This is a genomic window from Paenibacillus sp. UNC451MF (assembly GCF_000686845.1).
GTDB lineage: Bacteria > Bacillota > Bacilli > Paenibacillales > NBRC-103111 > Paenibacillus_S.
In genome coordinates this window covers 125,745-149,802 of the sequence record NZ_JMLS01000005.1, presented here as the reverse complement: position 1 = coordinate 149,802, position 24,058 = coordinate 125,745, and the positions used below count along the sequence as shown (strand labels likewise).

Here is a 24,058-nt window from a genome sequence, read left to right as displayed (position 1 = left end):
ACCTTCCTTCTCTCTTTCATATAGTCTTACCCATTTTGCTATTAAGATAACACCGCACCTTCACTTGACCAACCTAATGCGCGCTCAAGCGCAGCATGGTGTTGAACCATCATGACAAAACGATGAATATCCTCGTATACCCGCTCCCGATCTTCATCCAACAGCACGGCATGAGATGAATGCGGATAATAAGTAAGCTGCTTCATCTGCGACGAAACATGCTGATAAATGTGAGCAGCGCTTTTAGGCCGAACGACGCCGTCCAGTTCTCCCTGCGCTACAAAAATCGGAGCGTGCACCTTTTCCAGACGAGATTTGACCAGCTTCAGCAGCTTTCGCAAATCAACGATACATGGAATCGGCACCTTGGGATATGTACAGGCCTCTTCTATAATATGCGCTGCAACAGTAGGCTTTGTTTCAATATATTTTTTTACATACTTGAGCAGAACGGCCAAGATCGTCTTTCGACTCTTCAGGAACATAGGTGTAGATAAGGAGATCACTCCTTCGAGCCTACGCTCCATTGATAACTTCATTGCCAGTAAACCACCCATTGAGTGGCCAATGACGATGACTTTTTTGCTGTTACGGTTCTTGATCGCATCATAATGCTGCAGCACATGGCCTGACCAATCTCTCCAACCTGTTTTAATCATGTCCTCCGGCGATGTTCCGTGACCTGGGAGTAGAATGCCATCTATCGTATATCCGATATCGTGCAAATAATAACCGAGTCGACGAAATTCTGCCGGTGAACCAGTAAAGCCATGTATCATCATTATATGAGTCGAAGCACGTTCCCCGTGACCCTGTAGAAAAAAAGGTTCCGTTGTTTTCTCATTGCGGCTCATGACCCGACCTCCGAAAGCTTTGCTTAAATAAAAAGTTCCTCCGTTTCCACAGGAACCCAATATGTATAATATCCTATTCCATAAAAAAACAGCAGGAGCATCATTCCCCTGCTGCATGTTTTTTATGTTACCCTAATTTCACAAAGTAAGCAGCGACGAGCGACAGAATGAAGAAAGCTGCTGCCAACCCGATCGTCAATCGCGACAAAAACAACTCCAAGCCGCGCGCCTTTTGCTTTCCGAACAGATGCTCCGCACCTCCGGAGATGGCACCGGACAACCCTGAGCTCTTCCCTGGCTGAAGCAGTACAACCGCGATCAAGCCGAGAGAGGCGATGACCAGTACGATTTTCAAAACAAGTTCCATGTTTCCACCTCCTGCGAGCAATCATTCCTGGATGAAACAAAGGCTACGGTATAGCCATAATAAGACCCTAAAATAGACAGCATTTGTATTATATCACATACTCGTCCAACTGGCAAACATAGACACCTCGTCTAGCTAACGATACTCATTGTACCTAGGCTGTTGCGGTTGTCGGGTTGGCCTTGGCTTCCTGCGCTCTAGAAAAGCGACGATCGCCTTTTTGGCACACCATAATCCGAAAAGACTGAAAAATACAGCCCAGCCTATTGCCGGTATTGGCGTAACTCTGCTTAGGTTTGCCGCATCGCCTGCGGATGCCGGATTTTCCAATGCGTACACGATAAGCGAGATCGGACCGACGACCGATTCCTCCAATGTCAGAAACGCAAGCAATAAGTAGTAGAAATCCGTCAGCCAGCGTGGAGATAGGGCCAGCATAATAATATTCAAGGCAATAAAACCGACCAGCCACATGACGCCGAACTCGTTGCGAACGAATAATATGAGGGATATGATAGCGAGCACTGTAATGACCTGAAGGCCCAGCCGCTGTTTGCCACCAGCCCGCATTTTAAATAAGAATACGGCGAACAAGGACGCTGTCATATAGCCGGCAAGTGAAACCGGAATGGAGCTCCAATTGTTCATGATCTGGGAATACGTAACCCCGCTGTGATTGGCATACAGCTCAATGTACATAACCTTGCCTGAAAGCGCCAATGTAACTACAGCATGCCCAAATTCATGAATCATTGTATCCAAGTTGCGAAAAAAAGAAGAAAAGGGGATCAACCGTGTGAGAAAGGCTGACCCTATTAAGAATAATACAGTCTTTAACCCGTTGCCCATTTGATGATCCCCCCGGAGGGGGTTGTATGAATACCGTTGAGATCATTACCGAAACCTGTACATCCTCCTGCGAATTGCGACACTGCCTCCGGCGTCTCTTGAAAACGGGTTCTCAATAACTTACCTTTCGGTAACAACCCATTTTCAAAGGCCGCACGTAAACTCTCCGACAGATGTCCAATTCTCCGGCTGAAGCGTTTCGGAAGAAACTACGGTTTTCATACAACCCATTTTTTATTAATTAAGCACAAAAGACGGATTTACAACCCGTCTTTTGACTAAACCAAGTACTACTATCTTATTTGAAGTTCTTCAAATTGTAGAACGCTTTTTTACCAGCGTATTGAGCTGTACTTCCCAATTGGTCTTCGATACGAAGCAATTGGTTGTATTTAGCTACACGGTCAGTACGGGAAGGAGCACCTGTTTTGATTTGACCTGCGTTAGTAGCAACCGCAATATCAGCAATTGTGCTGTCTTCGCTCTCACCGGAACGGTGGGAGATAACTGCTGTGTAACCAGCGCGTTTAGCCATTTCGATAGCATCGAAAGTTTCAGTCAAAGTACCGATTTGGTTCACTTTAACCAAGATGGAGTTTGCGATGTCTTGCTCGATACCTGTGGACAAACGAGCAGTGTTAGTTACGAACAAGTCGTCACCAACCAATTGTACTTTGCTTCCCAATTTCTCAGTAAGCAATTTCCAACCTTCCCAGTCATCTTCGGAGCAGCCATCTTCGATTGTGATGATTGGATACTTTTCAACCCAGTTAGCCAAGAAATCTACGAACTCAGCGGAAGTGTAGGATTTGCCTTCGCCTTCCAGGTGGTATTTACCGTCTTTGAAGAACTCAGTGGAAGCAACGTCCATACCCAAGAATACGTCAACGCCTGGTTTGTAGCCAGCACGCTCGATTGCAGTCAGGATGGAAGTAATAGCTTCTTCGTTGGAAGCGAAGTTAGGAGCAAAGCCGCCCTCATCGCCAACTGCTGTGTTCAAGCCTTTTTCTTTCAATACGGATCTCAGGCTGTGGAAAATTTCCGCGCCAGTACGAAGAGCTTCTTTAAATGTAGGAGCGCCTACAGGAAGAACCATGAACTCTTGAACGTCAACGTTGTTGTCCGCATGAGCGCCACCGTTGATGATGTTCATCATAGGTACAGGAAGTTGTTTTGCGTTGAATCCGCCCAAGTAAACGTACAGAGGGATGTCCAATGCTTCAGCAGCCGCACGAGCTACCGCCATGGAAACGGCAAGAATCGCGTTAGCACCCAATTTAGCTTTGTTAGGCGTGCCATCAAGTTCGATCATTTTGTTATCGATAGCTACTTGATCCAAAGCGTCCAAGCCGATCAATTCAGGAGCGATGGTATCATTAACGTTCTCAACTGCTTTCAGAACGCCTTTACCCAAGTAACGGGATTTGTCTCCATCACGAAGCTCAACTGCTTCATAAGCACCTGTGGATGCGCCGGATGGAACGATAGCGCGGCCTCTTGCGCCGGACTCGAGGTAAACTTCTACTTCTACCGTTGGGTTACCGCGGGAATCCAATACTTCACGAGCATAAACATTAGTAATCATTGTCATGACTTTGATACACTCCTTAGTCTTTGTAAGATTTTGAATTAAATTAATGCTTTACCGGTCATTTCCTCAGGCTGCTGAACCTCGAGAAGCTTCAGCATCGTAGGGGCGATATCCGCCAAAATGCCATCGTTTCTTAGTGTAACATGTTTATTGGTCACAATAAAAGGTACCGGGTTCGTCGTATGCGCCGTATTGCGCGTACCATCCGGATTCGTAACCACATCCGCGTTTCCGTGGTCTGCTGTGATCAAGGCAACGCCGCCTTGAGCCAGGATCGCTTCCACAACTTTGCCGAGGCATTCGTCCGTAGCTTCAATGGCTTTAATCGTAGGCTCCAGCAAGCCGGAGTGGCCTACCATATCCGGATTAGCGAAGTTCAGGATAATAACATCCTGGCGTCCGGATTCGATTTCTTTCACAGTTGATTCCGCGAGCTCGTACGCGCTCATCTCCGGCTGCAAATCGTATGTCGCTACTTTCGGCGAGTTGATCAGAATGCGAGTTTCGCCAGGCAGCTCCACATCGCGGCCGCCGCTGAAGAAGAACGTAACGTGCGGGTATTTCTCCGTCTCTGCCGTACGCAGCTGCTTCAGGTTGTTTTGCGCCAAGACTTCACCTAAGGTGTTATCCAGGTTCTTCGGTTTATATGCTACGAAGCCGTCTACGCTCTCACTGAACAACGTCAAGCAGGCGTAGTGCAGATTCGATGGGCATTTGGGTCCACGATCGAAGCCGCGGAAGTCGCTGTTCGTAAACACTTGGGACAATTGAATGGCACGGTCTGGACGGAAGTTGAAGAAAATAACGGAATCTCCCGATTCCACTAACCCTACAGGGGTTCCGTCAGCTTTCACGATCACTGTCGGCATAACAAATTCATCGAATACCGATTTCTCGTACGACTCAATGATCGCCTTCATTGGATCTGTGTAGGCTGGGCCCTCGCCATAAACCATTGCGCGATAGGATTTCTCCGTACGCTCCCAGCGTTTATCGCGATCCATTGCATAGTAGCGACCTTGAACCGTAGCGATTTTGCCTACGCCAATTTCGCTGATTTTAGACAGCAATCTTTCCATATACGATTTCGCACTATCTGGAGCCACGTCACGGCCGTCCAGGAAAGCATGAATGTATACTTCTTCGAATTGTTCCTTTTTGCATACTTCCAGCAAAGCGAACAGATGGTCGATATGGCTGTGAACGCCGCCATCGGACAGCAAGCCATACAAATGCAGCTTCTTGCCGTTTTGCTTTGCGCTGCGAATCGCACCCAGAATCGTCTCGTTATCGAAAAATTCGCCATCGCGAATTGATTTGGAGATACGGGTCAAATCCTGATACACAGTACGACCTGCACCAATGTTCAAGTGACCAACTTCGGAGTTGCCCATTTGTCCTTCAGGAAGACCCACTGCTTCGCCGCAAGCGGTTAATGTCGTGTGAGGATATTCCGCCCAGTAACGGTCGTAGTTAGGCTTTTTCGCTTGCGCAACGGCGTTGCCCGCTACTTCACCGCGAAGGCCAAATCCGTCAAGAATAATCAGTGCTACCGGTTTCGGTCTGGACATCTTACTTCGCCCCCTCGACGAGTGCGATGTAGGAAGCCGGCTCCAAGCTCGCTCCGCCTACGAGAGCTCCGTCGATATCGGACTCTTGCATATATTCACTAATATTGTTTGGCTTCACACTACCGCCGTATTGGATGCGAACCGCATCCGCTGTTGCTTGACCGTACAAGCCTGCAACCAGCTCACGGATGTAGCTGATAACCTCGTTAGCATCAGCAGCCGTGGAGGATTTGCCCGTTCCGATCGCCCAGATAGGCTCGTATGCGATAACGACTTGAGCCGCTTGCTCAGCGCTAAGGCCTGCAAAAGCCGCTTCTGTTTGCACTTTGCAAACGTCCTTGGTTTGACCCGCTTCGCGCTCTTCGAGCTTCTCGCCTACGCACAAGATCGGAGTCAAGCTGTGCTTGAATGCTGCGTGTACTTTTTTATTAACGATTTCGTCTGTTTCCGCAAAATAAGCGCGACGCTCGGAGTGCCCGATGATAACGTAGTCTACGCCAAGATCCTTCAGCATGACGCCGCTGATTTCGCCTGTGAATGCGCCATTATCTTCGAAATGAAGGTTTTGCGCGCCAACTTTCAATGTTGTTCCTTTTACAGCCTCGACAAGAGCAGGCAAGTTAGTAAAAGGAGCGCAGATTACGCTATCCACGCCATCTACTTCTGCTTTGCCTTTGACTTCGTTAACGAAAGCTACCGCTTCGCTCACGGTTTTGAACATTTTCCAGTTACCAGCAATGATCGGTTTACGCATATTCGTCACTCCTTGTAGGTAGAATTCCGATGAATACCCTCAGACAAGCTATTGGATATTCACCGGTTAGTTTTGATATCTCTTATTTATCGTTAAGGGCTACGACACCCGGAAGAGCTTTACCTTCCATGAACTCCAGGGAAGCGCCGCCGCCTGTGGAGATATGGTCCATTTTATCACCCAAGTGGAACTTTTCAACTGCTGCCGCAGAGTCGCCACCGCCGATAATTGTGTAACCAGCTGTGTTAGCGCAAGCTTCCGCAACCGCACGAGTACCGTGGGAGAATGGCTCGATTTCAAATACGCCCATCGGTCCGTTCCATACAATCAGCTTGGATTCAGCGATAGTTTTAGCATATTTCTCACGAGTTTTCGGTCCGATGTCGATACCTTCCCAGTCAGCAGGAATTTCGTTGATCGAAACTTGTTTCGTGTTTGCAGTAGGGCTGAAATCGTCCGTTACAACGATATCTTCAGGAAGCAGGAAGTTAACGCCTTTTTCCTTCGCTTTGTTGATGAAGCTAAGTGCCAGGTCGATTTTATCGTTGTCTACCAACGATTTACCGATCTCAAGACCTTGTGCTTTCAAGAACGTGTAGGACAAGCCTCCGCCGATGATGATATTGTCTGCAATGTTCAACAGGTTTTCAATAACATCGATTTTATCTTTAACCTTCGCGCCGCCTACGATAGCTGTGAAAGGACGCTCAGGATTGTTCAATGCTCTACCCAATACATCAAGCTCTTTCTCCATCAAAAGACCTGAAACCGCTGGCAAGTGATGCGCGATACCTTCTGTAGAAGCGTGGGCACGGTGAGCAGCGCCGAACGCATCGTTCACATACAAGTCTGCCAGTTCAGCGAACGATTTAGCCAATTCTACATCGTTCTTTTCTTCGCCTGCATAGAAACGTACGTTTTCAAGCAACAGCACATCGCCTTCGTTCAATGCCGCTACTTGCGCTTTAACCGCGTCACCAATAGCTTCATCCGCTTTAGCAACCGGTTTGCCCAACAGCTCAGCCAAACGAACGGCAGCTGGAGTCAAGCGAAGCTCTTCCACAACTTGTCCTTTCGGACGTCCCATGTGGCTCGCCAGAATAACTTTTGCGCCTCTTTCCGTCAAATATTGAATTGTCGGAACGGTTTCGCGAATCCGAGTATCATCAGTGATTTGTCCATTTTCCAACGGAACGTTGAAATCTACCCGTACAAATACTCTTTTGCCTTTTACTTCTACGTCACGAACGCTTTTTTTGTTCATTGTTCTCCCGCGCCTCCTCTATGTTTACCAGCTTACTCAGACCTACCCACACATAAAAAATGTGGTAATGACTGATTATCGTTTCGAAATGGCTTCGCAATAAAGCAAGAAGGGATGTACTGTAGAGCGTCAGCAAGGTCCTTTGAGATTGTATTCATACCGATATGAAGTCTAATTCAAAGAATACAAGCTCAACAGAACCCGAAAGTACATCCCTTTTGCATCAAAAGCGCGAAACGTTTTGAAACTTTTTCAGTTCATAACCACAATTTTTCTAACTTACAAACCTTTTTTCGCGATGAAGGATACCAAGTCAACTACACGGTTGGAATAGCCCCACTCGTTGTCGTACCAGGAAACTACTTTAACCATGTTGTCGCCAACTACCATAGTCGACAATGCGTCGATTGTGGAGGAAGCTGGGTCGCCGTTGTAATCGCTAGAAACAAGCGGTTCTACGGAGAAGTTCAGCACGCCTTTCAAAGGACCGTTAGCTGCTTCTTGCAATGCTGCGTTTACTTCGTCAACCGTTACGTTTACTTTCAACTCAGCAACCAAGTCAGTTACGGAAACGTTTGGAGTAGGAACGCGGAAAGACATACCGTTCAATTTACCTTTCAACTCAGGAAGCACCAAGGAAACGGCTTTAGCTGCACCTGTAGTTGAAGGAATGATGTTCTCAGCCGCTGCACGAGCACGACGAAGATCTTTATGCGGAAGATCAAGAACGGATTGGTCGTTAGTGTAGGAGTGAATTGTAGTCATCATACCTTTAACGATACCGAACTTGTCGTTCAATACTTTTGCAAATGGTGCCAAGCAGTTAGTTGTGCAGGAAGCGTTGGAGATGATTGTGTGGCTTGCTGCATCGTATTTATCTTCGTTAACGCCAAGAACGATAGTGATATCTTCGTCAGTAGCAGGAGCGGAGATAATAACTTTTTTAGCGCCGCCTTTCAAGTGAAGGGAAGCTTTTTCTTTCGCTGTGAAAATACCTGTGGATTCAATAACGATTTCAACACCGTTAGCGCCCCAAGGCAGGTTTTCAGGGTTACGCTCAGCAAATACTTTTACCGCTTTACCGTTAACGATCAAAGCACCTTCAGTAGCTTCTACTGTACCATTGAAGCGGCCGTGAGTTGTATCGTATTTCAACAAGTGAGCCAATGTGTTAACATCTGTCAAATCGTTGATTGCTACTACTTCTACCTCAGGGTTATTGAATGCTGCGCGGAATACGTTACGACCGATACGTCCAAAACCGTTAATACCTACTTTAGTTGCCATGTGAAATAGCCTCCTAATAATTAGTCATTTGGATTTATGTCAAGACAGGATAACCTGTCAAGATGTCAATGTCTGAACTATGACCTGCGCTGCCGCTTCGTCGATGACGAGAATATCTTCTCTTCCAAAACGCAGCACCGCCGCGATCGCTTCCCCTTTGCTTTTGCCTCCGGCGACACCGATCACACAGTCCATTTCTTGAATATCTTCAATTCTTAGGCCTACGGTTGGCATCTTATGAAGAATTTTGCCTCCGCGGTCAAAATAATAGCCGAATGCTTCCGCCAATGCGCCGTCGTTTTGCAAACTCGACGTTGTTTCCGCATCCACCTTCCGCCGTCTGGCCATCACCATAGCTTCACCCATACCGTGAATGACGATCCGGGCTTTGCGGATAAACTGGATAATCTCCAGTATGGTGCTGTCCTGCATCAAGGTTTGGTATGCTTCCTCGCCCAGATGATCTGGAACATGAAGCAGTCGATACTTGGCGCCTGTCTTCTTAGCCATGGTAGAAGCTATCGTGTTCGCCTGCAGCTCTACGCTTTCGCCAAGCCCGCCTCGAGCCGGTACGAACCAGCTGCCTTTGAGTGAAGTGGAGGAAGATAAATGATAGGCGACCTCAGCCATCGTTGAGCCTCCGGTTACCGCAATCACTTCATCCTGGGATACGTACTTACGAAGCACGGCGGCTCCGGCGCGTCCCAATTCCTTCTTCGTATGAGGGGAGGTATCTGAATCCCCAGGCACGATAACAACCTGCTTCAAACCAAAATGCGCTCGTATCCGTTCTTCGAGCTCCGTCAAACCGAACAAGTCTTTGACTAACGGCTCGATCTTCTCGAGTAGCTGCCTTCCGGCTTCGCTGATTTTCATCCCTGATGCATCAACCTCTAAGAGGCCTTGGGCTTTCAGAAAATCGACCTCAGCACGCAAGATGCGCTCCGTCGTGTTCAGCGATACCGCCAGCGTCCTGCGACCAACGATACCGGATACCATGATGTGGTGCAAAATGGTATACCGTTCTTTCAGCGTGTCCAGCAAGTCCGGCAGAAGCTGCTTTTGAATATCGAGTATATCTCTCATAAAACACGCTCCCGCTGACCATTGGACTTTTTTTGTCCCAGTACTACATTTTTAGTCCCACAACTTCCAAAAAAACAACTAAGCTTTCACTTAGCTGAGTTTATTATATAAAATCTGAAAACCATTTTCAACTAAAAAAACACAAAATGGACAAAAAAATGGTTCTGCCACAAAATCGGCCTTTTTTTTGCTCTATGACAATCGTGTGACCGTAAGAAGCTCTTCCTGCGTCAAAGCCTGTGCCTGCTGCGATAACGACCATTTCATCTCACTAAATTCCTCTTTATCTTCTTCAGTCATTGTACCTGCGCGTCCCTTCGCCAGGAAGTCATAGAACTTCATCGGCAGGAAGCCTTCCTTCAAAGCTACCTCAACAGAAGCGCCCTCCTTGGTAGAAATCACAAAGGCATAGGACTGTGCACGGTGCGGGTCATGCTGAGCAGCCGGATAGTCGACATTAACCTGGTAGGCTCCACGTGTAACGGCTCTCGTCACATATTCAAATGCATCCCGGAAACCTGGGCCGGCGTGGCCGGATACGATGCTAATTGATTTCCTTTGCGGGACAAAGTCATCCCCAAATAGCTCGGCAAACGCCGCCTGCAAGGAACGAAACCCTACCGCAACCGCCATAAGGGCCAACTCTCCGTGATACTTGCGAATATCCTCGAACCCAATTTCCAAACAAGCTCTATCATCCATTACTCGAACTACAGACATGATGATGCCTCCTCTATGATTATGAATAAACGTCAAAGCTTAGCTATTTTTTCCTCGTCCCACCTATAATCGACACCAAGTTACCTCTATCCTTGATGAGAAGCCACTCTACCGTTAAAGAAATCATACGAACAAGCCTGCAAGAGCCGCTTCGTATACGGAGATTGCGGGGAAGCCCAAACTTCCTCACATCGGCCTGTTTCCACAATACGGCCGTCCTTCATCACAGCCAGCCGATCCGCAAAACCGGGCAGTGTTTCCAGCCGGTGCGTTATGAACAGAATGGACATCCCGTATTCCCGCTTCAGCCCGATCAGAAGCTGAAGGATATCTAGTTCAGTCATTGGATCGAGAGCCGATGTGATCTCATCGGCTATAAGCAGGGTCGGCCGAACAGCCAACGCCCGGGCGATGGCGATACGCTGCTTCTGTCCCCCTGAACACTCCGAAGTGCTCCGGTTTGCCAAGCTGCGAGAAAGCTGCACCTGTTCAAGCAGCTCATCCACACGTTGCATCGCCTCAACCCGGCCCGTCCTATGGAGGAGCAGTGGTTCGGCTATAATGTCCTTGATCTTCCAATAAGGATTCAAAGAACGGTCCGGGTTTTGGAACACCATCTGAACATGGCGCCAGTAGTCGGGCTGCTGTCCCATCGGCGAACCTTTCCAGTATATGTGCCCTTCATCCGGATTTTTCAAGCCGACGATCATTTCCGCTAGTGTGGACTTTCCCGAACCGCTCTCCCCAGCCAAAGCAAAAATTTCACTCTCCGCCAAGGTTAACGAGGCGTCTCTTACAGCATAAGCTTGGGATGTGCCGCGGCCGAACCACTTACTTATCCGATGTATCTCCAGCATGGGCCCTCACTTCCTATCTGTTGATCTGTCGAAGGGAGCCTTGAAGCTCCCGGCTGTAAGGGGCCTTTGGACTATCCAGCCACTTTTCGCGTGGGGCGTGTTCCACCAACTGCCCTTCCTTCAATACCATGATGGCATCCGCTACGTGAAGAGCGGACCTAATGTCATGGGTGATAAGGAACAAGGTCATCCTGTGCTCTCTCACCTTGGCTGCCAGCAGCTCCAAGATTTCGCGCTTAACAATAGGATCAAGCGCTCCGGTAGGTTCGTCAGCGATAAGCACGGACGGCTTGTTCACAAGCGACATTGCGATTGCCACGCGGCTAAGCATGCCCCCGCTTAATTGATGCGGGTAGCAATCGAGCACTCGCTCCTCCAGCTGAACCTCGCGAAGCGCCTGTGTCGCTTCCTTTCGCTTGACCGCCGCGGAAGCGGAAGCCCGGTTCCGGCCCTGCATCGCTTCTCGAAACTGCTGATCTATCGTCAGCAGCGGGTTGAAGCTCTGGCGCGGGTCCTGGAAGATGAACGCCGCATCATGCCAGCGGCGCATCCGGTTCGCGCCGCCATATATTCTCTTGCGGCCGATGAAGGCTTCCCCCTGCACCGTTGATCTCGGCAGCAGGCCGTAGAGCGCCCGGGCTAGCGTCGTCTTGCCCGAGCCTGACTCACCGAGCACGGCGGTGACGCTTCCGTCAGCGGCCGTGAAGGTTGCCGGCTGCAGCACGTTCCGTTCACCGTAAGCGACACTCAGCCCGATAGCTGCTACCGGCGCATCCGGGCTGTACTCCGTCTCAGCCTGTGCAGGCTTGGCTGCCTTACGATTGAACCGACCGCTCGGCTGCTCACTACCCACGAAGCCCCCAGCTTCGGCCCCGCTTCGGGCCGATTCACCCAGCAGCGCCAGCCCGACAGTGACTAGCAGCAGCGATAAAGCAGGCGGCAGCACAGTCCACTGCCAGACGGAAGTCATCCACGTTTCATTTTGTTGAAACGCCTGCTCCAGCATCTTGCCCCAGGTCGCTTGATTCGGATCTCCGAGACCAAGAAAGGACAAGCCCGCTTCCATTGTCACCGCCTGCCGGAACGACATAATGAATTTGGTTCTGAGCAGCGGACCGATAAAGGGAAGCAGATGCTTACGCAATATGTAGACCGGCTTAGCTTGAAATAGCTGCGCGGCCTTCACGAACTCCCGTTCCTTGAGCGATAACACGGAGGCTCTTATGAGCCTCATATATCCCGGCCAGCTCAGCAGCCCGAGCGTCAGCACGAGCTGTATGGCCCCTCCTCCTGTAAAAGCCGCTACGAGCAGCATGAGCAGCAAAGAAGGAATGACAAGCAGCACGTTAGCGATCCCGTTAATAACAGGGTCAAGCCTCTTGGAATATCCGGCCGCAAGCCCCAGCATTCCGCTAAGGCCAGTGCTCAATAACGAGACCAATAATCCGATCAACAGCGTATTACGAGCTCCGTAAGCCCATTGACTGAATATGTCCTGACCCAATGAATTCGTACCTAGCCAATGGACCGTCGAAGGGGCGCTCAGCCGTTCTCCATCGAAGGCAATGGGACCGAAACGAGCCACCATAGGTCCGCCTACCGCTAGAAGAACGAACAGCACCAATACCACAGTGCCTATCCATTTGATTTTTGTCATCCCCGTTCACCCCGCTTTCCTGTTCGGATTCGCGGATCGAGCCAAGGATACAGCACGTCCGCTACTACGTTCAGGAGCAGCACGAACACGGTCAGCAGCAGAAACAATGCGTGCAACAGCGGATAATCCCGCGAAAGGATCGCTTCCTGCAGCAGCTTTCCGATTCCGGGATAGGAGAACACCGTCTCGGCTAGCACAGAGCCCGCCAATAGACCGCCTATCCGCAGCAAAATCATCGTGACCATCGGCAGCAGGGCATTGCGCAGCACGTGCCGAACGACTATTGCCCCGCTGCGGACGCCCTTCGCCCGGGCGAACTCAACGAACGGCTCTCGCAGTACGCGGATCGCTTCGTTGCGCATCAGCAGATACAGGCTCGCCAGATTAGCTGCCGTCAGGGTAACGATCGGCAAAAACGCATGCTTAATAATATCCAGGGCCCGATCCCACCAAGCATCCGCTTTAAAGAAAGGTGTCGCAGCACCGCTGAGCGGGAACCAGCTCCATTGGACGCTAAATCCGATTAGCAGCAGCATGCCGACAAGAAATTCCGGCACTGCTCCGAGCCCGACCATCGTGAGCAGCAGCCCGCGATCCGTCCGACTTGCATGCTTCCAAGCGGACAGCAGTCCAAGCCCCAGCCCAATAAGAATCGACAGTACGGTGGCAGAGCCAACGATCAGCAGTGTCCATGGGAGCCTGCTCATAATCACTTCGAATGCCGGAGACTTGTAGGTCACCGATAGTCCGAAATCGAGTGTGAACACGCCTTTCACATAGTGTAGGAACTGAAGCCACATCGGTTCATCGAGCCGGTAATAGCTAAGGATGGCCGCCTTTTGCGCCTCGCTCATCAGAACTGCTCCATTCTCTCCGCCCTCAATGTAGTCAATGGGTCCTCCCGGTAGTAGCCGTGGGAGGAAAAAGTTCAACAACAGGATGAACAAAAAAACATTGATATACGTGACAGCTTGCTTACTTGCGCCCATCGATGAAGGCCGCCTTGTTATCCCACAAAGGAATGCCGTCTGCTATACCACCGAACGTGTTAAACCAACCATTGAAGTCACTTTTCTTATACAACAAGTAAAACGGACGGTGATACAAAACCAGGGTAGGAAGCTCATCGGACAAAATCGCTTGCATTTGGTTCACTTCCGCCTTGCGTTTGTCAGGGTCCAACTCCTGGAGCTGCGCTTCAGCCAGCTTTTGGAATTCCGCATTGGTAAACGACTTGCCTCTGGCAGCAAAAGCGTTACTTGCTGATCCTAAGAACCATAGTCTCAGGAAGTCAGGATCACCGCTTAAGCCAATATGTCCGGTAATAGCCATATCGTATTTGTTTTCGCCCATTGCCGCTGTGAAAGTCGCTGTATCGACTTGTTGGATATTAAGCGTAATGCCTACTTTTTTAAGCATTTCCTGCATCATTTGCGCTTCTTTGGAGGTCGAGGATACCATCATGTTCAGCTTGAGCGCTTCACGCACTCCGCTTGCATTTTTGGCGTAGCCCAATTGATCCATCAGTTCATCGGCTTTAGCCGTATTGTAGTCATACTTCAACACATCCTTGTTATACCAGGAGGAATCCGGCGGAATGACCCCTGCGCTGCCAACGAGCGGCTCTCCTCCAACGATCTTCTTAGCCATTTCGGAACGGTCCAGCGCATAAGCCAGTGCTTGGCGAAGCCGCTTGTCCTTCAGCTGCGGATGCTCAAGATTGAATACGACACGTACCGCACTCCCAGTCTGATTGTTTTTCATGACGTCAAAGCCCTCTTTTTGAAGCTGCTCGACCTCTGGATAATTGAGCGTTGTTCCAGCCGTAATTTCATTTTTCTGCAGGGACAAAATTTTGTTCTGCACGTCCAGATAAGCAACGTCCTTCACATTGACTTTTCCCTTGAAGTAATTCTCATTAGCTGCGAATAAGTACTGCCCAGACTTCTCGTCATATTCCTTCATGGTGAACGGCCCTGTACCGACTAGTGCACTTGGATCGCGATAAGCTATAGGCTTGTCCACTTTCTCCCATATGTGCTTAGGAATAATAGGCATGATGCCGACCAGATCACTTAAAAATGGAGCATATTTATTTTTGAGCTTGAAGACGACCGTGGTATCACCTGTCTTCTTAACCGATTCGATTTGAGTGATATCGCCCGTCCAAGGGAACGGATTTTTCTTATAGTAATCAAACGTGAACACGACATCGTCAGCTGTGAAGGCCACTCCGTCATGCCACTTTACCCCCTGCTCAAGCTCAAATGTGTAGCTTAGCCCGTCATCAGATTGCTTCCAGGATTTAGCCAACCAAGGGATGACGCCTTTGTCATCTTTCCAAGTTAATGTATCGAACAAGAAGCTGCTATGTAGGTAGCCTCCAGGACCTGAAGCGCTGAATGCAAAGGGTGAAGGATAGCCGCTTTTTTGCCATCCAATGCGGACGGAGGGCTTTTCCTGGGCTACAGCGGCCTGATTGTCCGCCGGTTTGTCTGATTTGGTTGCCGATGGCGTGTTCGCCGTGCTGCAGCCGGAAAAAATCATGATGGAACTTAATAATATGCCTAGGCCCCGTTTCGTTCGGGATAGCATGTAAACCCACTCCTTCTATAATCACAATGAAAGTCTCTTAGATGCCTAAGAAAGATCATAAATCTATTGATAATAATTATCAATATCAATTAAAATGGTATATTTGTGAAAATGGCAATCCATTCATCTGATGAAACCGATTTCATATTGTTTTTTAATATATTGATTAGGATCTCTGATAAATGCGGTGGTTTTATGATATTGATAATCATTATCAGTTATAGTATACTTCGCTCTAAACATATTTCACTCTTTCGGAGGCCGGACACATGAAAATTTTCGAGAAAATGGACACTTTCCTTACGCTTGCCGAATGCGGCTCCTTCACCGAAACCGCGAAGCAGATGTACTGCTCACAGCCTACTATCAGCTCCCACATTCAGCAGCTAGAAGAAATTCTTGACGCTAAGCTGCTTGTCCGCTCTGGAAGATCGGTTAAACTGACTCCGCAGGGAACGATATTCTATGAATATGCGCAGCGAATAACGCAGCTGTTCGATGAGGCCTCCGGCAAAATCAAGCAATCTCAGCAAGTTAATTCCATCCTATCGATTTATGCCAGCAACTATATGGGAGTCTATGTACTGCCGGATCTGCTGCGAAAGTTCCATCAGACATATCCGAAGCAGCAGTTCGAACTGCATACCTTTTGTTATGATGATTTACATAGAATGCTGTTGCAGGACAAAATCGATTTCGCTTTTATGCCTTTATATGATGATGATAAATATATCCAGACGGAGCTCAACCACCATGTACTGTTCGAGGATCAATTCATGCTCGTCTTCCCGCTAGGACATCGTTGGTCCGAGAGAAAGACGCTTTATAGCCGTGATCTGGAACAAAGTACCTTGCTGCTGCCGCAAAGCCGTTTGCTGCAAAGCTGCATTCTCTCTCCGCTTAGAACGATGGGGATCCGCTTATCTACGGTTTCTATGAGTAATTTTGAAGTTATAAAGGAAGCCGTCAAGAACGGACTTGGTATTGCTTTTCTTCCCTACTATGCTGTTCGCGATCAGCTCGAAAAGGGCGAATTGCTGAGCAAGCCTATCTGCGGTCTTCGTATTGAGAGAAAAAATGGCCTGGTTTACCGGAAAAACACACCTCCAACCGATGTAGAACGTGCCTTCTATGCTTGTGTCCAAACTGGAGGAATGACGGGTTACAGTACATCTACCGTGATCTAATTGCCACGAAAGCAGTCGGATGACAATTTCGTTCACAGGGTTGCTTTTTTGTGGGCATTATCATATAATAACTCTTGCTTCTCTTTTCTTGAGACAATCTAACATGCGCCCGTGGTCCAATGGATATGACGTAGGCCTCCGGAGCCTGAGATTAAGGTTCGATTCCTTACGGGCGCGCCACTTTTACTTCAAATAACCAAACCTCTATACCTTGCATTAGCGCCGGGTTAGAGGTTTTTTTGTAAGCATCGTTTGACCTTTCTTGACCTTTGTTTGATTTTACGTTATGATGGTTATAGTGTTACCATACATGATCTTTAAGGAGGCTGCAGCTTATGAGTTTCATTCCAATGGTCGTTGAACCGGATGCAAGAGGGGAGCGCGCTTATGATATTTACTCCCGACTGCTGAAGGATCGCATTATTTTTCTGGGAACTCCGGTAAATGACGTTGTGGCCAATGCGATTATTGCCCAATTGTTGTTTTTGGCCGCGCAGGATCCGGATAAAGACATTCACTTGTACATTAACAGCCCGGGCGGTTCCATTACATCAGGGATGGCCATCTACGATACGATGCAGTTTATTAAGCCGGACGTATCGACCATCTGCGTCGGTATGGCTGCTTCCATGGGTGCTTTCCTGCTCGCTGCAGGTGCCAAAGGCAAACGCTTTGCACTCCCTAACAGCGAAGTCATGATTCACCAGCCGCTCGGCGGAGCCGAAGGACAAGCAAGCGACATCGAAATTCGCGCGAAGCGTATTTTGAAAATGCGCGATAAGCTGAATCACATTTTGGCTGAACGCACAGGTCAATCTTTCGAAAGAATCGAGAAGGACACGGACCGCGATAACTTCATGTATGCCGAAGAAGCCGCTGCGTACGGCTTGATCGATAAAGTGATTGAACGCGTGTAATAGTGAATAACGATCGTTTGAGTAATAAAAAAGTTCCGAGTACTGCCACTAGGCGGTACCCGGAACTTTTTTTAGTAGGTCATTGAAGAAAATTTCAATAATTACTCTTTATCGTCTAAAGGATAGAAGATGAGATCAATTGGGAATGCCGAGCCTGCCGGAGGTGTAAATTCAATATCCAGTGATTTTTCGTTGCCTGTCGTTTTAGCTAAAATTTGCATGCCGTCAAAAGCGGTCAATACTCCTGATTGAGGCACAAGGTGCATTTCGCCGTTAATTTTAAACGGTCCTTTAAACACACCGCCATATGCCAAAATCATGATGGCCATTTTGCGCGGCTTATCTGAATGAATCTTGTACACGACGCCATAGTTTCCGTCATTGGTCACGTTCTGCTTTCGCATCGGGTCGTAGCCCGGTTGGAACGGATCTGTTTCTCCATCACCTATAATAATTCGGGAAGGTGTCGTAAACGAGCTAGCATCAATGTTCCACTTCACCTCAGAAACCGGGAACGTACCACGCACATGACCGGTAAACGGTAAAAGCGGCAGCTGCGTCAATGTATTTTGCGAGATTTGGTCTGTTGCCACAAAGGAGAATTGGATTTCTCCATCAGTTTCCACATCGTAGAACAAGTTCACGCCTTGTCCTGGGTAGAATTCCGGCATTTGCGAATAAATTAACGTCTGATTAGCCGGGATGACCATTTCATCGTTACGCGGATCATTCATCAAGAAGTCAACCGACGCTTCGTTGCCGATCAAATTGGCGTACACAGAAGGCCACACTTCGCCTTTGTTGGTCGTTTTAATAGTGACTGGCTTGTTGGTCGTATTCTTAGCCAAAATGGCCATAGTCACCTTTTCCTTCGTTCCATTCACGTGATCGGCGTATAGTCTTCCTTTACCGTTCACTTTATCCTGATACAATATCCCTTTTTCCGTGAATTCCTCTGGGCTGTCGCTTACCAGCAGCTTTCTCGAAGAATCTGTGGTTACCTGCTTCGCCAGCTGCGGCAAGTTCCAGAAGTTCCCCCACAGCATGCTCCAATCCGCTTTGATGAAGCTGCCTGGAGGCTTGGTATAGATAGGATACTCGATTGCGCTTAAGTATGTTTCATTGCTTATTACTATATTCCGTGTGTACGGTTCGCTTTTATTGCCATGAGCGTCCCATACCGTTAACGTAACCGGATAAGTTCCGGGATTGAAGAACGCCTCGTTATTGCCTGTCCATTCGAATTTCGCAATACCTTCTGCATCCGGATCATAGCTTAGATCTACGTATTTTACCGGCTCACCAATCTTGTACGTGTCTTTTGCAAAAGAAAACTTCGCTACCGGCTTTGAATTGCCCGAGTTCGGAATGTAAATTCCGGTCGGGGTTTTCGTATGGATAATTTCCACACGTCTCAATTCGTCATTGTAAGTATAGCGGGCACCCATATAATCTGCTAACCAAGTCAGCTTGATTAATAAACGCCCTTCCGGACTAATCGCGGCTACGGAATCGAAAGGTTCCAATACGCCATTGATCCACACAGCTTTGCGGTCACTGTCCAGAACAATGTTGAAACCAGGTGTGGCCATTTCAATCTGGCGCGTTTTGTCGTTCCACTCCACCTTCAGACCCATTGCATCCCCCAAAAACTTAGCAGGCACAAACATTTTGTCTTTAATGATCGTAGCTGGGGAGTCTAACGTTACCTGTTTACCGTTCAAAAACGCCTCCGCTTTATCAACATAGAGCAGTACGTAGGTCGAAGTCGACGCAACGCTCTGTGCTGATGCCAACGGAGAGAAGAGAACGGTGCACAACAAGGTGATGATCATCATTAAAGACATTTCTCTTTTCATCTGTTTCATCTCTCTTACTCCTTCTAAAAAGCAAAAATATAAATAAGAACAGCAAAAAACCTTTTCTGCAGAAGACACGTCATTATAGACGCTCCGCTCAAGAAAAGGTTGCGCTTTTCTGTGCATCCCATACCACCCATTGTCTTCCATTGGTGGTGAGAAACCCTCTATCGAAGTCTTTCGATGAAGAACGACCGCGTTCAACGGTTGGTTTTATCGCCAATAGGAAATGCTTTTCGCTATGCTTACGCTTAGGCGGAATTTAACTTTCCTATGTGGTGAAAAAGCTTCCTTACGGAAGCCTGTGGCGGTTGTTATTGATTCTCCAGTTCCTCTTTGCTGACCAAAGCGACTAAAGCGTTTACAGCCTGCTCGGCATCCGAACCTTCAGCACTAATGTAAACTTCCGTACCAGTACTGATAGCCAAGCTCATAATACCCATGATACTCTTGGCATTGACTTTCTTCTCATCCTTCTCGACGAAGATCTCCGAAGAAAACTTATTAGCTTCCTGCACGAAAAGTGCTGCTGGTCTGGCATGAAGGCCTGTTTTCAACTTTACGACTACTGGGCGTTTCGACATTCCAACCCATACCCCCTACTTCTTAATAGCAAATGACCATTTGCATAAATGACCATGAAAAAGCGATTTTTCAAATATTATACCATTTATCCCACCGATACACTAGGCGTATCGTAAAATAACACAAAAAATCTATATTTTCCACATGTGTTATGATTTACGAATTTTTTCCGCCATCTCATCGATTTTGCGCAACCGATGATTCACACCCGATTTGCTGACGTTTCCTTTTAATAAGTCGCCGACTTCTTTCAAATTCATGTCCGGATGCATCAGACGAATTTCTGCAACCTCTCGAAGCTTATCGGGCAAGTTCTCAAGGCCGATTTCCTTCTGAAGCAAACGAATATTATCGATTTGCCTTACGGCCGCGCCTATCGTCTTGTTCAGATTGGCTGTCTCGCAGTTGACCAGCCGGTTGACGGAATTGCGCATATCCTTCATGATACGCACATCCTCGAACCGAAGCAGCGCTTGATGCGCTCCAATCAAATTGAGAAACTCGATAATCTTCTCGCCTTCCTTAATGTAGAAGACGAAGCCCTTTTTCCGTTCTATGCAGCGAGCATTCAAATCAAATTCGTTCGCCAACCGGCATAAAGACTGGCAATGCTCCTCGTACATCGAAGATATCTCAAGATGGTAGGATGATCCCTCTGGGTTATTGACCGAGCCACCGGCAAGGAAAGCTCCACGCAAATAAGCCCGCTTACAGCAATCCTCTTTAATAATATCTTCCGCGATACCCGGAGTAAACAAAAACCCTTCAGACACAATCTGCATCTGGGACAATATTTCCTGCACCTGAGCAGGTACACGAACGATGTAGACGTTATTTTTTTTCAACCGCATTTTCTTACGTACCAACAGTTCGGTATGAACATTGAATTTCTTCTTCAACAGTGTGTACATACGACGTGCAATAGCCGCATTCTCGGTTGAAACATCCAGAACGATACGCTGATTCGTCAGCTGAACGGAACCGTTCATGCGAATAAGCGCGGACAGCTCAGCGGTCTCACAGCAAGCATCGGACTGGATCATCGTAAGTTCTTTTTTCGTTTGTGCGGCGAAGGACATGGTAAATCACCTCTTCTTGTGCATCCAGCTCTCCACCAGTTGATATATGTGATGACTTAGCTTTACGGCGTCATGACGCAAATAAGTGCGGAATAAAACAAGCTGATCGCCAATGACTTTGTACCCGTTCTTTGTTACTTCCTCGAGGTCCAATGGGACCACCTTGGCTCCCTTTTCGGCATATCGGTTCTGCACTTGGGCGGGAATTTCCCCATTATTGACGATAACATAATCGAACAAGTGGTGCCCTACATGGTGGTATACGGCTTTCAAATGATCGCTAACCGTATAATTGTCAGTCTCTCCAGGCTGAGTCATAACGTTGCAAATGAACATTTTAAGCGCCTTGGATTCCACTATAGTACGCGTTATTTCAGGAACAAGCAAATTCGGCATAATGCTCGTATACAAGCTGCCAGGCCCGACTAGAATTGCATCTGCCTGCTTCAGAGCATCAATAGCTTCATCCAAAGGAGCAACATCAGCCGGCTCTATAAATACACGTTTGATCACTTTGCCTGCTTTCGGGATCTTGGACTCGCCAACAACAATGGTCCCATCCGTCATCTCTGCCTTTAGGACAATAGCGTCATGAGCGGCGGGAAGAACACGCCCTCGTACGGCAAATACACGGCTCAGCTCACGGACACCTGTGACAAAATCACCGGTAATATCTCGCATCGCTGCCAAGATTAGATTACCCAAACTATGTCCTGCTAATCCCTGCCCTTTCTCAAACCGGTATTCGAGCATATTGCCAAGCAGCGGCTCTACATCGGCCAATGCCGTCAATACGTTACGAATATCGCCTGGCGGGACCATTTCCAGCTCGGAACGAAGGATGCCGGAGCTGCCTCCGTCATCCGCTACAGTAACGATAGCCGTAATATCCAGTGGTTTCTCTTTCAAGCCACGAAGCATAACCGATAAGCCGGTGCCTCCGCCTATCACAACGATATTAGGCCGTGCACTATCTAGACGGCTATCCGTCATTTCTTCACCTCAACCCGATCGCGCTCGGAATCACGGTGGCTAACCCGGACCGTCTCCGTCTCGCTGTTGCCCATCACTTTGCCCAGATACTCTGCAATGGCTACGGAACGGTGCTTGCCCCCCGTACAACCAATGCCTACGACAACCTGGCTCTTGCCTTCTTTCTTGTATTGGGGCACTAAGAAGTTCAACATATCAAGAAGCTTGCTAAGAAACTCTTGTGTCTCGCTCCACTTCATGACATAGTCGTATACTTCAGGATCTTGGCCTGTATTAGGTCGGAGCGTGTCTATATAATGCGGATTGGGAAGAAACCGTACATCGAAGATTAAGTCCGCATCAATAGGAACCCCATATTTAAAGCCGAAGGAAATAACATTGATAGAGATCCCATCCGACTCAAGGTTAGTGAACCGAGACACGATCCGCTCTTTCAGTTGAGCAGGCTTCAGGCTGCCTGTATCAATAACCTGTGTCGCCATACCTTTAAGCTCCTCCAACAGCTTACGCTCCTGCACGATGCCTTCCAGAGGAGCGCCTGTCGGAGCAAGCGGATGTTTACGGCGGCTTTCCTTGTAACGTTGAACAAGGACCGAGTCCGTCGCGTCGAGGAACAAGATTTCATAAGTCAGCGTATGATTCTCCTGCACATACCGAAGCGACTCGGACAAAGAAGTGAAAAACTCTCTTCCTCGCAGGTCGATAACAAGGGCTACTTTACCGATCCGACCTTTGGACTGCTCGATCAATTCAGCAAACTTCGGAATGAGCACAGGAGGAAGATTATCTACGCAGAAAAAGCCCAAATCCTCCAAACTTTGTACCGCAATGGTTTTGCCTGCACCTGACATGCCTGTAATAATAACCAGTTTGCCTAAGGTATGCATTTCTTCCATGGGATTGCCACCTCCAGGGCGCTCGGATTCCATCATCTGGCCTCGCCTTAGCGATGAAATCGTCGCTGTTTAAACACTTAAACCGTTTCTATATTCATATTAAACTATTTTATCTATCACGACCGCAAACTCAAACCAGCTGCTCCGACTACTCCAGCATCATTGCCCAAGCTCGCAGGGACGATCTCTACGCCCTCTTTTGCCGATTCCTGTGCGAATTCATTGAAGTATTTGCGAATGGCATCAAATAAAATATCGCCAGCCTTAGAAACCCCGCCTCCGACAATAAACCGCTGCGGATTCAATACTACGGAAACTGCCGCCATAGACTTGCCCAAATATAACGCGGCACGGTTAATAATACGTAAAGCAACGTCATCTCCGGATTTAGCCGCATCGAAAACGTCTTTAGCCATAATGTTCTCTACCAATGCTAGAGAGGTATGCTCTCCACGCTCTACTGCTTCCTTAGCCATGCGAATAATGCCTGTAGCCGAGGATACGGTCTCCAAGCAACCTTTCATACCACAACCGCATTGAATCGCCTCCAGATCCGGTACGACGATCATATGGCCTAGCTCGCCGGCCATTCCTTTGAATCCTTGAATGATGTTTCCGTTAACAATAACGCCTCCGCCGACTCCGGTTCCGAGAGTATAGCATACAAGGCTCGGAATTCCGGCACCCGCGCCGCTCCACGCTTCTCCCAGCGCAGCAACGTTTGCATCATTGTCGATTTTCACGGTTTTGCCAAGCTTCTCTTCGAGAATCTGTTTAATAGGTACGTTACGCCAGCCCAAGTTGGGGGATAGCTTGATAAAGCCCTCCGGGATATCCATAAATCCGGCAATGCCCGCTCCGATCCCGGCAACCTGCTCCCATTCGTACGGGGAATCCGCTACCAGCTTGCGCACGTATTGTGCGATATTCTCCAATACGACGTCGACACCATGTTCCGTTCCTGTCGGTCCTTCGAAAGTTTGCAGCAGCCTCCCATTTTCGTCGCAAAGCCCTACCTTAATGGCCGTTCCTCCCAGATCGACTCCAACGTACACTTTCTCTCCCATTATCCTGGTCACCTCATAAACGT

At 48.3% G+C, this 24,058-nt stretch carries 22 protein-coding genes and 1 tRNA gene; 3 read left to right on the top strand and 20 right to left on the bottom strand.

The annotated features are described in order from the left end of the window. Nucleotides 1-41: 41 nt before the first annotated feature. The 14 genes from BP97_RS0110135 to BP97_RS0110070 all read right to left on the bottom strand — a co-directional run bounded on the left by BP97_RS0110135 (nt 42) and on the right by BP97_RS0110070 (nt 15,452). Nucleotides 42-854 carry an alpha/beta hydrolase gene (locus BP97_RS0110135; RefSeq protein ID WP_028548997.1) on the bottom strand — a complete coding sequence of 271 codons (813 nt, stop codon included), beginning with the start codon at nt 852-854 and terminating at the stop codon, nt 42-44. Between the two features lie 127 nt (nt 855-981). After that, on the bottom strand, nt 982-1,221 hold the full coding sequence (gene secG / locus BP97_RS0110130) for a preprotein translocase subunit SecG (protein ID WP_028548996.1): 240 nt from the start codon (nt 1,219-1,221) through the stop codon (nt 982-984). A gap of 135 nt (nt 1,222-1,356) precedes the next feature. Continuing rightward, nucleotides 1,357-2,070 carry a M50 family metallopeptidase gene (locus BP97_RS0110125; protein WP_028548995.1) on the bottom strand — a complete coding sequence of 238 codons (714 nt, stop codon included), beginning with the start codon at nt 2,068-2,070 and terminating at the stop codon, nt 1,357-1,359. A gap of 298 nt (nt 2,071-2,368) precedes the next feature. Beyond that, nucleotides 2,369-3,661, bottom strand: a complete 1,293-nt coding sequence (eno, locus tag BP97_RS0110120) for a phosphopyruvate hydratase (RefSeq protein WP_028548994.1) — start codon at nt 3,659-3,661, stop codon at nt 2,369-2,371. Nucleotides 3,662-3,699: 38 nt separating this feature from the next. Beyond that, on the bottom strand, nt 3,700-5,232 hold the full coding sequence (gpmI, locus tag BP97_RS0110115) for a 2,3-bisphosphoglycerate-independent phosphoglycerate mutase (RefSeq protein ID WP_028548993.1): 1,533 nt from the start codon (nt 5,230-5,232) through the stop codon (nt 3,700-3,702). A gap of 1 nt (nt 5,233) precedes the next feature. Continuing rightward, the gene (gene tpiA, locus BP97_RS0110110) at nt 5,234-5,986 is read right to left on the bottom strand and encodes a triose-phosphate isomerase (RefSeq protein WP_028548992.1); all 753 of its coding nucleotides are present in this window, start codon (nt 5,984-5,986) and stop codon (nt 5,234-5,236) included. Nucleotides 5,987-6,068: 82 nt separating this feature from the next. Next, the gene (locus tag BP97_RS0110105; RefSeq protein ID WP_028548991.1) at nt 6,069-7,250 is read right to left on the bottom strand and encodes a phosphoglycerate kinase; all 1,182 of its coding nucleotides are present in this window, start codon (nt 7,248-7,250) and stop codon (nt 6,069-6,071) included. A 279-nt stretch (nt 7,251-7,529) separates the two neighbouring features. Then, complete coding sequence (gene gap / locus BP97_RS0110100) at nt 7,530-8,537, bottom strand: type I glyceraldehyde-3-phosphate dehydrogenase (RefSeq protein ID WP_028548990.1); 1,008 nt, start codon at nt 8,535-8,537, stop codon at nt 7,530-7,532. Nucleotides 8,538-8,594: 57 nt separating this feature from the next. Beyond that, on the bottom strand, nt 8,595-9,623 hold the full coding sequence (locus BP97_RS0110095) for a sugar-binding transcriptional regulator (protein ID WP_028548989.1): 1,029 nt from the start codon (nt 9,621-9,623) through the stop codon (nt 8,595-8,597). A gap of 192 nt (nt 9,624-9,815) precedes the next feature. After that, entirely contained in the window at nt 9,816-10,343 is a 528-nt protein-coding gene (locus BP97_RS0110090) for a hypothetical protein (protein ID WP_028548988.1), read from the bottom strand. A gap of 86 nt (nt 10,344-10,429) precedes the next feature. Beyond that, nucleotides 10,430-11,200 carry an ABC transporter ATP-binding protein gene (locus tag BP97_RS35815; protein WP_036745687.1) on the bottom strand — a complete coding sequence of 257 codons (771 nt, stop codon included), beginning with the start codon at nt 11,198-11,200 and terminating at the stop codon, nt 10,430-10,432. Between the two features lie 13 nt (nt 11,201-11,213). Next, nucleotides 11,214-12,857, bottom strand: coding sequence for an ATP-binding cassette domain-containing protein (locus tag BP97_RS0110080; protein WP_028548987.1), 1,644 nt, complete (start codon nt 12,855-12,857; stop codon nt 11,214-11,216). After that, nucleotides 12,854-13,846, bottom strand: a complete 993-nt coding sequence (locus BP97_RS0110075; RefSeq protein WP_028548986.1) for an ABC transporter permease — start codon at nt 13,844-13,846, stop codon at nt 12,854-12,856. The genes BP97_RS0110080 and BP97_RS0110075 overlap by 4 nt, the downstream gene beginning before the upstream one ends. Continuing rightward, nucleotides 13,833-15,452 (bottom strand): ABC transporter substrate-binding protein, encoded by a 1,620-nt coding sequence (locus tag BP97_RS0110070; RefSeq protein ID WP_028548985.1) that lies wholly within the window; start codon nt 15,450-15,452, stop codon nt 13,833-13,835. The genes BP97_RS0110075 and BP97_RS0110070 overlap by 14 nt, the downstream gene beginning before the upstream one ends. A gap of 269 nt (nt 15,453-15,721) precedes the next feature. Between BP97_RS0110070 and BP97_RS35810 the strand changes: the two genes are divergently transcribed. From BP97_RS35810 to clpP, 3 genes are all read left to right on the top strand, one after another. Next, nucleotides 15,722-16,639, top strand: coding sequence for a LysR family transcriptional regulator (locus BP97_RS35810; RefSeq protein WP_051620484.1), 918 nt, complete (start codon nt 15,722-15,724; stop codon nt 16,637-16,639). 105 nt (nt 16,640-16,744) lie between these two features. Continuing rightward, nucleotides 16,745-16,819, top strand: a tRNA-Arg gene (locus tag BP97_RS0110060). Between the two features lie 155 nt (nt 16,820-16,974). Further along, the gene (gene clpP, locus BP97_RS0110055; protein ID WP_028548984.1) at nt 16,975-17,556 is read left to right on the top strand and encodes an ATP-dependent Clp endopeptidase proteolytic subunit ClpP; all 582 of its coding nucleotides are present in this window, start codon (nt 16,975-16,977) and stop codon (nt 17,554-17,556) included. A 101-nt stretch (nt 17,557-17,657) separates the two neighbouring features. Here the strand turns inward: clpP and BP97_RS0110050 are convergent, their stop codons facing one another. From BP97_RS0110050 to BP97_RS0110025, 6 genes are all read right to left on the bottom strand, one after another. Next, on the bottom strand, nt 17,658-19,424 hold the full coding sequence (locus BP97_RS0110050; protein WP_028548983.1) for a stalk domain-containing protein: 1,767 nt from the start codon (nt 19,422-19,424) through the stop codon (nt 17,658-17,660). A gap of 305 nt (nt 19,425-19,729) precedes the next feature. After that, nucleotides 19,730-19,999: an HPr family phosphocarrier protein gene (locus BP97_RS0110045; protein ID WP_028548982.1), complete on the bottom strand. Its 270-nt coding sequence runs from the start codon at nt 19,997-19,999 to the stop codon at nt 19,730-19,732. A gap of 150 nt (nt 20,000-20,149) precedes the next feature. Then, nucleotides 20,150-21,079, bottom strand: a complete 930-nt coding sequence (gene whiA / locus BP97_RS0110040; protein WP_028548981.1) for a DNA-binding protein WhiA — start codon at nt 21,077-21,079, stop codon at nt 20,150-20,152. 6 nt (nt 21,080-21,085) lie between these two features. Further along, nucleotides 21,086-22,072, bottom strand: a complete 987-nt coding sequence (locus BP97_RS0110035) for a gluconeogenesis factor YvcK family protein (protein WP_028548980.1) — start codon at nt 22,070-22,072, stop codon at nt 21,086-21,088. Further along, on the bottom strand, nt 22,069-22,968 hold the full coding sequence (gene rapZ, locus BP97_RS0110030; protein ID WP_028548979.1) for an RNase adapter RapZ: 900 nt from the start codon (nt 22,966-22,968) through the stop codon (nt 22,069-22,071). The genes BP97_RS0110035 and rapZ overlap by 4 nt, the downstream gene beginning before the upstream one ends. A 116-nt stretch (nt 22,969-23,084) precedes the next feature. Beyond that, nucleotides 23,085-24,035 carry an ROK family glucokinase gene (locus tag BP97_RS0110025; protein WP_028548978.1) on the bottom strand — a complete coding sequence of 317 codons (951 nt, stop codon included), beginning with the start codon at nt 24,033-24,035 and terminating at the stop codon, nt 23,085-23,087. Between the last annotated feature and the right edge of the window lie 23 nt (nt 24,036-24,058).